Origin of the sequence: Flavobacterium sp., assembly GCF_044349645.1 — a bacterium.
In the GTDB taxonomy this organism is placed as follows: Bacteria; Bacteroidota; Bacteroidia; order Flavobacteriales; family Flavobacteriaceae; genus Flavobacterium.
On sequence record NZ_JBIKQP010000056.1, the window covers coordinates 1 to 14832 of the forward strand.

Below are 14832 nucleotides of genomic sequence, written 5' to 3' on the forward strand. Positions count from 1 at the left end.
ATTTTTATCCACATTATTTATTGAACTATATTTCGTATTTTAGTACGCTACAATATTAAAATTAGATTTAATCCAATTACATTTTTATTATGAACGAAATTATATGTCCAAATTGTAAAAAAGCATTTAAAGTTGATGAAGCCGGATATGCAGATATTTTAAAACAAGTTCGCGACCATCAGTTCGAGGAAGAATTGCAAAAAAGATTAAAACTAGCTGAAATTGAAAAAGAAAACGCTGTTAAATTAGCTGAAGCAAATCTTAAAAATGTACTTCAAGAGAATTTAACTAAAAAAGATATGGAGCTTTCTGAAAAGATAGCAGCAAAAATGGCAGAAATTGCTGATATTAAATCAAAATTGGAAAATGCTGAACTTCAAAAACAGCTTTCTGTAACTGAAGCAGTTCAAAAAATTGAAAAAGAACGTGATGATTTAAACAATCAATTGAAAATCAAAGACACCGAATCACAATTATTGGAGAAATCCTTATTGGAACGTTTTTCAAACGATCTAAAAACGATGGAAGACATCATCAAAATGAAAGATGAAGAAATCGCTTTTAGAAAAGACATGAAAGTAAAGCTTTCAAATAAAATGCTTGGTGAAACCTTAGAACAACATTGCGAAACAGAATTTAATAGATTAAGAGCCACCGCTTTTAAAAATGCCTATTTTGAGAAAGACAACGATTCTTCATCGGGTAGTAAAGGGGATTTTATTTTTAGAGATTATGATGATAATAAAATCGAATTTATTTCCATCATGTTTGAAATGAAAAATGAAGGTGATGAAACTGCAACTAAAAAGAAAAACGAAGATTTTTTAGCCGAATTAAACAAGGATAGAAATGAAAAAAAATGTGAATATGCCGTTTTAGTTTCTATGTTAGAATCTGAAAATGAATTGTACAATACCGGTATTGTTGATATGTCTCATCGATTTCCAAAAATGTATGTCATCCGTCCACAGTTTTTTATTCCAATAATAACATTACTCAGAAATGCAGCTCTAAATTCACTTCAATTTAAAGCCGAACTAGCATTGGTGAAAAGCCAAAACATTGATATTAATAATTTTGAACAAAAAATGAATAATTTTAAAGATGCATTTTCTAAAAATTATGAATTAGCAACGAGAAGATTTTCCGAAGCGATTGCTGGAATTGACAAAACAATCAAAGAATTAGAGAAAACAAAAGCAGCATTATTGTCTTCTGAGAATAACCTCCGATTAGCAAATAATAAAGCCAATGAATTGAGCATCAAAAAATTAACTCAGGATAATCCAACGATGAAAGCTAGGTTTGATGGTCTTTCAAAAGATTAAATAATTACACAATTTTCATCTTTGCAAATTACTTTTAATTCATCGATAGAATGCTCGATTAAATTCGATTTTAACATCGCTCTTTTTCTTTTGGATAATTTTTTTAGTTCCATGCCTTCGCAAAATCTTCGAAGTTGTTCTTCATTTTCTATAACTAAACCAGGGACTTTTGTAAGATTTCCAGAATCATCTTTTGCCGCCATTGTAAAATAGCAAGAATTAGTATGGTTTATTTTTCCTGAAATAGGATTCATAGATTCTACCCGAATTCCAATAATTAATGAAGTGTTTCCAACATAATTTACCGATGCTTTTAGAAAAACTAATTCACCAACTTCAACAGGATTTAGAAATTCAACACCATCAACCGCAACGGTAACACAATAAGTCGAACAATGTTTAGTAGCAGTAACATAGGCAACTTTATCCATCAAAGAAAGTAGAATTCCACCATGAACTTTTCCTCCAAAATTAGCATAAGAAGGAATCATTAACTCGGTGATAGTAGTTTCTGAATCTATTATTTTTTTATTTTCCATAATTATATAAATGTTGGTATTTGTGGATAAGGGATAAGTGTTTCACATAAAATTCCCACATATTCGTCAACAATAATTGATAGCCCCACAATGATTGCAGCCGTGATTATTGCTACAGCAATATTGTTGTTTTTTATTTCCTCACCTTCGTTAACATCGGTTAATTTAAAAAACACGAATAAACCGGATGAAATTACTAAAATAGCACAGAAAAAGCCAATAAATACAAACATGGTGATGTAACCGTAGGTGTTCAATAACGATTCTAAAGTATACGTATTGTCTTGATTTAGAAAGCGTGTTGCATTCAAGGCAGGGCTAATAATTGAGGATAATATAAATGATCCTGAAATAATAATTCCTACTTGGAAAATGGCAAAAGCGGTATTGTTTTTTTCTATTTTATAAATCTTCATCATAAAATATCGAATAATTCGGTACAATACAAATAAAGAACTGATACCTATTCCAAAGGCTAATAAAAATTGAATAATACTAATTGTTTTCATAGTTAAAAATTAAAAATTATTTGAATATAAGGCAATATCCCAATTAGAAATATCGCGTTGATGAGGTGAAATCATGCCCAGTCTAAATCCTTTATTGGTAAGTTCTACACCATAATGGTTTAAACCTTCTATTGTTTTATATATTCCATTTCCAACCGGTAAGCCAACTCCTAAAACACAGTGTCCATAAGCTTTGCTTACCCAAATTGAGGAAGATATATTTAATTTACTAAGAATAGCAAAAGCCAATAAACTTCGTGTATCACAATCCCCTTTTAAATTGTGTAAAAACTCATACGGCGACTGCACACCACCAGGAATATTAGCCAAACACGGTTTTTTTTCATTATGGTATTTTACAATATTGGAATCAGCTGACTCATATCCTAAAATTTGTTTACATGTATTTTGATGTACTAAAACATAAGGAATTTCTTGAATAAAAGTAGTAACCATCTCAGCAGTTTGCAATTGATTAAGTTTTTTAGCTTTGGATTCAATTACAAATAATTTTGCAATGGAATCAATTTTATTATTATCAAATTCAACTAAATTTAAATATAACTTATTGTAATATTCAATAGGATTTGGAGTAGTAACTCTAAAATTAAATTCTACTTTTTGGTGGTTCTGCTTGGTTTCTACAAAAGATAAATAACGGGTATTGTATTTTATATTATAAATATTGGTATAAAAATCATACCATTTAATGTCTTTTTCAACAAGGTAGTCAGTTTTATTTTTTGTAGAGACCTCATTTATTTCTTTAGGTTCAAATATTTTTATAATTCCTTTCTTTTTCTCAATTATTGGGTCAATTAATGAGCCATTATTTGAAAAAATAGAAAATAAAATAAACAATAATGCTGATGCAAATAAACTATTAAAGAGTGTTTTAAATTTGTTTTTATCGAAGAATCTTGTGATTATCCAACCTAGAAATGCAAAACAAATGAAATAGAAATATTCATTGAAAAACACATGAAAGAACCCTAATAAAATAAGCCAGAAAAATAATCCAATAAAAAGTAAAAATACTCTCACAAATAATAGGGTAAAATAAATAATAAAGCTGTTGGATTTTCTAATCGAGACTGCTCAACTTCTAAATTCGTATGTTATAATAATTATTTAGATAAAAATACTAAAAAATATAGTAGGTTACTTTATTTTAAGTTGAATTTAATAAATCAAGGTTAAACAAAGTACAATTATTTAACCTATGAATTATATAAGTTAAGTTAATAGTTATGTAATAAGTTCTTTTCTAATATTATACAATTTTGACTATTACTTAATTAATTGGCAAATGAAAAATATTAAATTCAAAAAAGTTCTTATTGCTTTGGATTATAATCCAACAGCTCAAAAAGTGGCAGAAGTGGGTTATTCTATTGCAAAGGCTATGGGTGCCGAATGTTTATTGGTTCATATTTTATCAACTCCCAAAATTGGTTAAGCGCATTTTAAAATTTATGAATTAATTTTAATTCAATTTTTTTTCCATTTTTTAAGAAAATTTAAATGGGCATATTAATTGAAATGATCTCAAAATTTCAATATATTTTTTAAAACTCGAAACCCATAATCTTGTTTTTTTGTCAGTGAATTATAACCCTCATAATAAAAAATTCACATTAAAGCATGTTAAAAAAATACCATACAAATTAAAAATTGACATAAATTATTTCAACGTTCTTTTTTACGTTTAATAATCAAATGGGTACGTTAAATAATTTGCTTGAAAATCTCGTTTTTTATTTATATTTTTGTTAACATTTTTATGACTTTAATATTAAATTATAATAATTCACGTTGATTATTATTGTATTTGATATTTTGTTAAATTAAAATTTGGCAATTTGCTGTTAACAATTTTATTTATGAGAAATAGTTTCAAAATTTTGTTTTTTTATTTTTTATTATTTGTAAATGTAATTTCTGCGAGTAGTAAAAACGATATTATTTCAATCAATTATTCTAAAAATTTATTTTCTGAAAAAAGTGTAGTTCCAATAATAAATGTTAATTCGAGTAACATAAATTCATTTTCTACTTGCTTTGGAACTGCATCTCAGCAGCAAACATTTACAGTAAGTGGAAGTGGATTGAGTACTAGTATTAGTATTTCTGCTCCCTCAGGTTATGAAATTTCATTGGATGGCACAACATGGTCTACTTCCTTATCTTTAGGAATTGATGGAGCTGGGAGTGTTGGATCAACAATAATAAATATAAGAATTGCTGCAAATGCGAGTTCAGGTTCACATAATGGAACCGTTACTATTTCATCTGGATCTGATAATGGAAATTTTAATATTACTGGGAATGTTAATACAATTCCAAATATTACAGGTACTTCCAATGTATGTGTAGGTTCCACGTTACAATTAACTGGAACAGGAACTGCAGCTGTTACGAATCCTTGGACTTCTTCAACTAGTAATGTAACAGTAGATTCTAGTGGGTTAATTACGGGAATTAGCGCTGGAAATTCTGTAATTACATATGTTGATTCTAATGGTTGTAGTGATACCAAAAACATAACTGTTAATGGATTGCCAAGTGCAACTATTACTACTTCAACTCCGGTTTCATTTTGTTCTGGAGGTTCTGTATTACTTACTGCAAATTCTGGAACAGGTTTGACTTATGTTTGGAAAAAAAATGGGGTAGTAATTCCATCTGAAACAAATTCAACCTATACAGCAACAATATCAGGTGATTACACTGTTACTGTAACAAATTCATCTGGGTGTTCTAGAACATCATCGATAACAGTTGTTACTGTTAATTCTATTCCGGTTGTAGATTTTACGTTTGCAAATAATCAATGTTCTGGATCAACAATTCAATTTAATTCAAATTCTATTGGAACTACTTATACTTGGAACTTCGGAGATAGTTCAAGTTCAACACTTCAAAATCCAAATCATGTATATAATTCTTCTGGTTGTGGAACAATTGATTATCCAGTTTCTCTTACGGTTATTGATGCGAATGGCTGCACAAATACAATAGTAAAGACAATAACAATTAAGAAGGTTCCAACCGCAATATTTAAGGATGGGAGTGTTGGAGTTACATATAATCCATTGAATTTATCTAATCAATTTAATAATTGTCAAAGTGCTGGTGCTGCTAATCCTGTATATAATGTAACTGTTGCTATTCATCAAAACTCAAGTTGTATAAGTAATTATATTGTTAATTGGGGAGATGCAAGTTCTCCTCAGACATTCACAGCAGCTCCATTTACACATTCATATACAGGTCTTGGAGCATATACAATGTCAATTACTGCTATGGGTAGTAATGGTTGTTCTGTTACAAAGAATTATACAATAAAAAACGAATCAAATCCCGCAGGTGGATTGGTCAGTCCAGGTAACACAACAAATTTATGCGCTCCAACACCAAACTTAGCTTTCACAATTGCAAATTGGGCAAATAATTCACCAGGTACGATATATGTTTTGGATTATGGGGATAACTCACCCTTGGTAACACTAACTCAACCAAACTTGATTAATTCATCATATTACAATTCAGCTAATCCAAGTTTGTCACAAAATTATCCAGTACCTCATTCTTACAATTCATCTAGTTGCCCAAATCCAAGTATTACTGCAAAATTAACAATTTCTAATTCATGTGGTACGACTGAATCTACCATTAATCCAATTACAATTTTAAAACCCGCAATACCAAATTTTACCGCTCCGGCGAATGCTTGTGTAAATTCATGTGTTTCATTTACAAATCTTTCAACTCCAGCATTAAATGAAAATTGCGCAGTAAATACCTATTACTCATGGGATTTTGGTGACGGAACTACTTATGATATTACATCTACAGGAAATCCAAATCCTCCATGTCATACTTATACTTCTCCTGGGACCTATACAGTTACTCTAACAGCTATTGGGTATTGTGTACCTCCAGGAAATGGCTCAATTTTCACTAAGACAATATGTATTGAATCACCAATTTTAGCACAATTCACATTAAATTCAACCTCAGGTTGTACACCTGTAGCCTTAACTGCTACAGATACTACCAACTTAGCTAATAATTGTAGTACATTAACTTATGCATGGAATGTTACCTATGCTAATGGTTACTGTGGATCTACTCCAGCTGTATGGAATTTTACAAATAATACAACAGCTGCCTCTCAAAACCCCTCTTTTAATTTTGTAACACCCGGAACATACACAATAAGAGTTACAATTTCAGGAAATACTTGTGGTCCAACAACTTCATTAACTCAAACGGTGATTGTTAAAAAACCACCAACGGCTTCAATAAATTCAATTCCTAATTATTGTTTAACCGCTTCAATAAGTCCAACTGCAGTAATTAATAGTTGTTCAGATATTACTTCCAATAATCCAACATATAGTTGGTCCTTCCCCGGAGGAACACCTTCTACTTCTACAGCATTAAGTCCTACCAATATTTCGTATTCTACTCCTGGAACCTACACAGTTTCATTGGCAGTAACTAACGAATGTGGTACGACACAAGCAGTTGATAAAACATTTACAATATTTTCATCATCAGTTGCTGGAACGGCAAGTGCTAACCAAACCATTTGTTCTGGTAGTACCCCAGCAGCATTAACATTAAATGGATATTCTGGATCAATTCAATGGCAAATTTCGACAACTGGTACTTCAGGTTGGACAAATATTACTGGAGCTACAAGTAGCACATTGAGTTTAGGATCTTTAACAGCAACACGATACTATCAAGCAGTTGTAACAAATGGAGTTTGTCCTCCAGTAATTTCAAATCTTGTAACAATTAGTGTGAATCTAGCTTCAGTTGGCGGTATTGCAAGCGCCAATCAATCAATTTGTTTGGGTAGTACCCCAACTGCATTAATGATATCAGGAAATGTGGGAACAATTCAATGGCAGTCATCAACAAATAATATTTCATTTACTGATATTGTGGGTGAAACAAGTTCGACATTGAATTTAGGCCCAATAAGTTCAAATATGTATTATCAGGCTGTTGTTACAAATGGCACTTGTCCATCAGCTACATCATCTAAAGTTACTATTACAGTAATACAGCCGTCTGTTGCTGGTACAGCGAGCGCGGATCAAACTATTTGTTATGGGACTTCTCCTTCTCCACTTTCAATTACAGGAAATACAGGTTCAATACAATGGAGGTTTTCAAATGATGGAACAACTGGTTGGACAATTATCGGGGGGGCGAATGGTCCCACATTAACAAGTGCTCAAATGGGTGTATTAACTTCAACACGTTACTATAGAGCAGAAATTACTAATGGAGTTTGTCCAGCAGTTAATTCAAATATGGTTACAATTACTGTAATTCCAGTTACTGTTCCTGGAACTGCAAGTTCTAATCAAACGATTTGTTCTGGCAATACTCCAAGTGCTTTAATCCTATCGGGTAATTTAGGAACTATTCAATGGCAGTCATCAACATTAATAAATGGACCTTGGACAGATATTAGTGGAGCTACAACAAGTACTTTGACTTTAGGTGCATTAAATTCAACTATGTATTATCAAGCAGTTGTAAAGAATGGTGTATGTCCACAAGCAATTTCTACTAAAGTTACCATTACTGTAAATCCTTTACCAACTATTTCAAATACTTTAAATGTTTGTATTGGTTCAACTATTCAATTAACTGGTAGTCCTACTGCGGCAACTTCAAATCCATGGGGTTCCTCGGATAATAGTATTGCAACAGTGAGTAATTCGGGTTTGGTTACCGGTATTAGTTCCGGGAATGTACCAATTACCTATACCAATTCAAATGGTTGTCAGAGAACTGCAATAATTACTGTAAACCCTCTTCCTACAATCTCAGGCACTTTATTTGTTTGTAAAGGATCAACTACACAGCTTACGGGTAGTGGAACTCCAGCAACAACAGGCGCTTGGGCATCTTCTGTTCCTACAATAGCCACAATTAATAGCACTACAGGTTTAGTTACAGCTGTAAATCCAGGAACTACAGTAATTACTTATACTAACTCAATTGGTTGTAAAATAAATGCCACAGTTACTGTAAATCCATTAGGGCAAGTAAATACAACTGCAAATGAAAGCTTATGTCATGGAGGAATTATAAATGTTAGTTTTACAACAAATAATGTTCCAGGAACAACGGTTTATGATTGGACTAGTACTCAAACTCCAAATGTTGGACTTCAGGCTATTGGATCCGGTAATATTTCTTTTGCTGCTTCAAATATTGGTTCTGGAATTGCAACTAGTACAGTAGTTGTAACTCCAACTTATACGAATGGTGGAGTAGGATGTCCTGGCCCTACAAGTCAATTTACAATTTCAGTTTATCCTCCACCAACTATTTCTGTTCATCCAACTCCAACCCAAGATATTTGTGTTGGCGGTACTGTTCCAGCATTTAACGTGGCTTATATTAATGGATATGGGAATCCAGATTATCAGTGGTTTTATAATACTTCACCCACTACAACAGGAGCAACATTAATTAGTGGTGCCATTAATCCAACCTATACTCCACCTTTATTTTTAGCAACTGGAACTTATTATTTCTTTGCACGTGTTTGTTTAAATGGATTGGGTTGTGGTTGTGTATTTAGTAACATTGCCCAAGTGAATGTTTATGGTGACCCAAATGCTACAATTACACCTTCAACACAAACTATTTGTCAAAATACACCACCAACTCCAATTGTGGTTTCGGCAAGTTCTGGAATTCCATCTGGTGTTTATACTTATCAATGGTATAGTAATGTTGCTCCTAATACAATTGGAGGAAGCCCTTTAGTGCCAGCGGTAACAACTTCAACCTTTACACCACCAACAAATACAGTTCAAACTAATTACTATTATTGTATTATATCAAATGGTTTAAATTGTAATTATACAACACCAGTAGTTCAAGTGGTTACAGTTGCTGCACCAATCGCTCATTTGCAGCCAACACCATCGCAAACATTATGTTTGAATGGAACTCCAACTACTTTATCAGTAGCTTTTATTAACGGTACGGGTACTCCAACGTACCAGTGGTATTCCAACACGGTTAATGCTCTTACTGGAACCGCTATTGCAGGTGCTACAAGTCTTAGTTATGTACCACCAACTTCGGCTACAGGAACTCTTTATTACTATTGTATTGCTACTTATAATTCAGGCGGATGTACTACAGCTACTTCGAACATAGCAGAAGTTATAGTCAATCCAATTCAAACGATCACCACTCAACCTTTAGCGAGTCAGGATATTTGTAGAGGAGGTACTATTGCACCATTAACAGTTGCTTATACAGATGGAGTAGGAACAGCTACTTACCAGTGGTACAGTAATACAACCAATGCTAATACGGGCGGCACCTCTATATCTGGAGCAAACGGTTCATCGTATACTCCACCAGTATTTAATACACCAGGAGATTATTACTATTATGCTATGGTCTCATTATCGGGGTCAGGATGTGGAAGCGTTGCTAGTGCTACTGCATTAGTTCATGTGGTTGCCGATCCAACAGTTACAATTACCCCAAGTAGTCAAACGATTTGTCAAGGAACAACTCCAACCAATTTGGTTGTCACACCAAGTGGAGGAGTAGGAACGTACAGCTACCAATGGTATAGCAATACGACTAATAATACTACAACAGGAACCTCACTAGGAGCCTCAGCTACGAGTGCAACCTATACTCCATTAACGACAGCATTGGGAACTAGATATTACTATTGTATAATAACTCAAACGGGATTAGGATGTGGAGTTACTAGTGCTGCAGTAAGTGTAGAGGTAGTTGCTGCACCAGCGGTTAACACTCAGCCAACACCAACGCAAACAGTTTGTTTGAATGGCGCACCAACCCCGTTATCAATAACTTTAATTAACGGTACGGGTACTCCAACGTACCAGTGGTATTCCAACACGGTTAATGCTCTTACTGGAACCGCTATTGCAGGTGCTACAAGTCTTAGTTATGTACCACCAACTTCGGCTACAGGAACTCTTTATTACTATTGTATTGCTACTTATCCAAATGGTGGTTGCGGATCAGCTACTTCCAATATAGCTCAAGTTATAGTCAATCCAATTCAAACGATCACTACTCAACCTTTGGCGAGTCAAGATATTTGTAGAGGAGGTGCTATTGCACCATTAACAGTTGCTTATACCGATGGAGTAGGAACAGCTACTTACCAGTGGTACAGTAATACAACCAATGCTAATACGGGAGGTACTTCTATATCTGGAGCAAACGGTTCATCGTATACACCACCGGTATTTAATACTACAGGAGATTATTACTATTATGCTATGGTTTCATTATCGGGATCAGGGTGTGGAAGCGTTGCTAGTGCTACAGCCTTAGTTCGAGTGGTTGCCGATCCAACAGTTACAATTACCCCAAGTAGTCAAACGATTTGTCAAGGTACAACTCCTACCAATTTAGTGGTTACCCCGAGTGGAGGAGTAGGTTCGTACAGCTACCAGTGGTATAGCAATACGACTAATAATACGACAACAGGGATTCAAATATCTGGAGCAAATTCACCAACTTATACTCCACCAAATTCTATTGTAGGCATTAAATATTACTATTGTATAATTACTCAATCAGGATTAGGATGTTCTGTAACTTCTACATCATCACAGGTAATTATTGTTTCGGTACCTACAATTAGTAACCAACCTCTTGCTACTCAAACAATTTGTCAAAATGATCCATCAACTCCACTCAGTGTAACTGTTATTAATGGAACAGGAATTCCTACTTATCAGTGGTATTCAAATACTACAAATTCAATTGTAGGAGGTACTGCAATTGCAGGTGCTACAAATGCTACTTATAGTCCTTCTACAATTATAAATGATACAAAGTACTATTATTGCATAATTCAATATTCTGCGGGTGGATGTGGTTCTTTAACAACAAACATATCAACAGTTATTGTTAATTCTATAGCATTTATTCCAAATAAAACGATTACAATTTGTAGTGGCGCTAGTTTTAATATAAGCCCATCTGGTTCTGTACTTCCAGAAATAGTTCCTTCTGGAACTCAATATACTTGGTTTGTAAATCCTACTCCAAATTTTAATGTTTCGGGTTATTCAGACATGTTAATAGTACCACAATCTAATATTACTCAGACTTTAACTAATAATGGAGCAATTCCTTATAATGTTGTTTATAATGTGACACCAATTACAGGCAATTGTCAGGGACTACCGTTCACAATTACAGTAACTGTAAATCCAAAAGTTAAACCAAATGTCACAATTAATAACGTGATTTGTAATTCTAATCCTCCATTTTGTAATGGTAGTATTTTACTTGCACCAACGGGTGGTACACCATTTAATTATCAATGGAGTGTTCCAGGAACAGCAGCTTCACAAACCAATTTATGTTCGGGTAATTACTGGGTAGAGATATCAGATTCGTATAGTTGTACTTATCGCTTTAATTATACCGTTACTGTTCCACCGCCAATGATTTCAGTACCGGCAGTAAATCCTATAAACAACACTAATTGTGATATTGCAACAGGTTGTAATGGTATTATTCAGGTAGCTGTTTCTGGAGGAACCCCATTTGCATCGACAACAAATCCATATCAATACCAGTGGTTTCAGGTTACTAGTACTGGAAATGTTCCAATTTCAACGTCATTGGCACAAGGAAACATAAGTATTTTGCAGAATATTTGTGGTGGGACTTATTATCTTGTAGTAACAGATAGTGTAAATTGTCAAAAGCAGTTTGGTCCTTATACAATAACGGATCCAGCTCCTTTAGTAATTACTTCAACATTATCCAATTATAATGGTTTCCAAGTTTCTTGTAATGGAGGTAATAATGGTTCTATTGGAATAAATGTTACCGGTGGTAATGGTCCAATAAATGTAATATTAAATCCTTTAGGTCCTAATACGCAAACCTTGCCAAATCCTGCTAATTTTACTGGGTTGCCTGCAGGAAATTACACAGTTGTAATAAGAGATTTAGTAAGTAACTGTCCGGATATAATTAGAAATATAGTATTAACAGCACCGCCAGCTTTACAAGCAAATATAACTCAAACAGCTGCAATTTTATGTAATGGTAATTTTGCAACCTATCAAGCAGTAGTTACAGGTGGAGTGCCATTTACATCAGGTAGTCAATACCAATATTTATGGACACCAAGTAATGAAATTACTTCAAGTGCAACGAACTTACCAGCAGGAGCCTATAACGTCTTAGTAACTGATGCTAACGGTTGTACTTTTAATGGTTCTGGTGTAATTACTCAGCCTTCATTATTAGTAGCTACTGCAAATATTACAACTCCAATTAGATGTTTTGGAGGAACCGCGACAGTAACTGTTACAGCAACAGGTGGAGTTCCAAATACAACTTCAGGAACACCAGTTTATAGTGGAACAGGAGTATTTACGGTTTCAGCAGGAGTTAATGTTTTCACAGTTACTGATTTTAATGGATGTCAAAAATCAATTACAATAAATGTTCCTGAACCACCATTACTTCAAGTTACAGCAGTTGTTACAACTCCTATTTCATGTTTTGGAGGAAATGCAACTGTAACTGTTTCAGCTATTGGAGGAGTTCAAAATTATACCGGAACAGGAACTTTCTCTGTCCCAGCTGGAAATAACATTCCATTCACGGTAACTGATGCTAATGGATGTTCTAAGACTGTATTTTTAAATATTACACAACCAACACTATTAGTTGCATCTGCAACCGTTACTTCGCCAATATTATGTAACGGAGGCACAGGAGTTATTACTATTTCTGGAACTGGAGGAACCCCTTTTGCTACTGGTCTTCTATATTCAGGAACAGGTCCAATTACAGTTTCTGCAGGTTCTGGAACCTATACTATTTCTGATGCAAACGGTTGTAGTGCCTCGGTTCCATTAACAATTACTCAGCCAACACCAGTTATTGCCACAGCTACCATAATATCACCAATATTGTGTAAAGGTGGTACTGCAATAGTATCGGTTGGTGCTACTGGAGGTGTGCCAGGTGGCGGATATGTTGGAACCGGAAATTTCACAGTTTATGCAGGAACCCATACTTATTTTGTAAGAGATTCTAATGGATGTATTTCAAATACAGTGACAATTGTAGTTACAGAACCACCATTATTAGTAGCTTCATCTGCAGTTACTTCTCCAGTATTATGTAATGGAGGAACTGCAGTTGTTACAGTGACAGCGACTGGAGGAACTCCGCTTTATACTATTAATGCTGGAGATTATGGTAATTATACTGTTAATGCTGGGCTTCATCTTTATACGGTAATTGATGCAAATGGTTGTCGTTCTTCAACTTCAATAACCGTAACTCAACCCGGTCCTTTAGCATTCACGATTAAAAGCGCTACAAATCCTAATTGTTTCCCAAATAGGCTTTATAACAATGGATCAATTTGTATTTCTATAACTGGAGGAACTAATCCTTTCCCTGTTGGCCCAGGCTGGGTTAGATCAACCAATATATCAACTCCTAATGATTGGTGTTTAAATGGATTAAGTGCCGGTACATATACCATTGCAATTGCCGATGTAAATAACTGTCCTGCTAATACTAGAACGCTTACTTTAACGAGACCAACACCTATAACAGGTTTTATTACATCTAATCTAAATGTTAATTGTCCAGTTAAAAATGTATCCCAAACCAATTATATTTTTGCTTCAGGCGGAATTCCGGGTTATGTTTATAATTGGTCTGGAGGAGTACCATGTGCAGGACCTCCAAACCCTCTATGTATGACAACTGATGTAAATGGAAATTATTTTGTAGATGTAAATGATCAGGAAGGAATTACTTTTGGATGTATTCCAGTTCAATTCCCAGTAGTGGTAAATCTTCCTGTAATTGGTAATCCATTAATGAATATTTCATCAAGTGCAATGACAATTTGTGGAGTTTATTCAATCAATGATCCAATCTCATTTACAAATGTATCAACAGGGAATTTCACCTCAATAGAATGGTTTGTGGATGGAGTTTCATTGGCAGGAGCCAATTCAGTTTCTCATACTTTTACTACAATTGGTGATCATAATATTACATTAGTTGTTAATTATACCATTGGAGGTGTTACTTGTACCTATAGTATCACCCAAACAATTGCCGTAACAAGAGGATACGATATGATAGTTCCTAATGCTTTTACGCCAGCAAATCATGACGGTATAAATGACAACTTTAAACCTGAATACAACTGTATGAAAGAGCTAGAAATGAGAGTTTACGATACTTGGGGTTCTCTACTATATGTTGAATCAGGACCTACATTAAAAGGTTGGGATGGAACTATAAATGGACACGAAAGTGAAAATGGAAATTACATCATAGTTGTTAGAGCAACAACACTTTTCGGAGCAATTGTAGATTATAACGGTCCATTTACTTTAATTAAATAAGATA

6 protein-coding genes are annotated in these 14832 nt (G+C 33.9%); 3 read left to right on the forward strand and 3 right to left on the reverse strand.

The window, feature by feature from the left end; all coding sequences use genetic code 11:
• Nucleotides 1-89 precede the first annotated feature (89 nt).
• The gene (locus AC9UFV_RS08935; RefSeq protein ID WP_509574977.1) at nucleotides 90-1328 is read left to right on the forward strand and encodes a DUF2130 domain-containing protein; all 1239 of its coding nucleotides are present in this window, start codon (nucleotides 90-92) and stop codon (nucleotides 1326-1328) included.
• On the opposite strand, the gene AC9UFV_RS08940 is transcribed toward AC9UFV_RS08935, so the two are convergent.
• From AC9UFV_RS08940 to AC9UFV_RS08950, 3 genes are read right to left on the reverse strand one after another with little or no spacing between them, the layout of a single operon-like run.
• Entirely contained in the window at nucleotides 1325-1867 is a 543-nt protein-coding gene (locus AC9UFV_RS08940; RefSeq protein WP_509574979.1) for an acyl-CoA thioesterase, read from the reverse strand. The two genes, AC9UFV_RS08935 and AC9UFV_RS08940, sit on opposite strands and share 4 nt — an antisense overlap.
• Before the next feature lie 2 nt (nucleotides 1868-1869).
• A complete protein-coding gene (locus AC9UFV_RS08945) occupies nucleotides 1870-2376 on the reverse strand; it encodes a DUF350 domain-containing protein (protein ID WP_509574981.1) in 507 nt (168 codons plus the stop codon).
• 9 nt (nucleotides 2377-2385) lie between these two features.
• Nucleotides 2386-3420, reverse strand: a complete 1035-nt coding sequence (locus AC9UFV_RS08950) for a hypothetical protein (protein WP_509574983.1) — start codon at nucleotides 3418-3420, stop codon at nucleotides 2386-2388.
• 265 nt (nucleotides 3421-3685) lie between these two features.
• Here AC9UFV_RS08950 and AC9UFV_RS08955 point away from each other — a divergent pair, with 265 nt between their 5' ends.
• Together AC9UFV_RS08955 and AC9UFV_RS08960 are read left to right on the forward strand one after the other, a co-directional pair.
• Nucleotides 3686-3835 (forward strand): universal stress protein, encoded by a 150-nt coding sequence (locus tag AC9UFV_RS08955; protein WP_509574985.1) that lies wholly within the window; start codon nucleotides 3686-3688, stop codon nucleotides 3833-3835.
• A 424-nt stretch (nucleotides 3836-4259) separates the two neighbouring features.
• Nucleotides 4260-14828, forward strand: coding sequence for a DUF8696 domain-containing protein (locus AC9UFV_RS08960; protein WP_509574987.1), 10569 nt, complete (start codon nucleotides 4260-4262; stop codon nucleotides 14826-14828).
• Nucleotides 14829-14832: the final 4 nt, after the last annotated feature.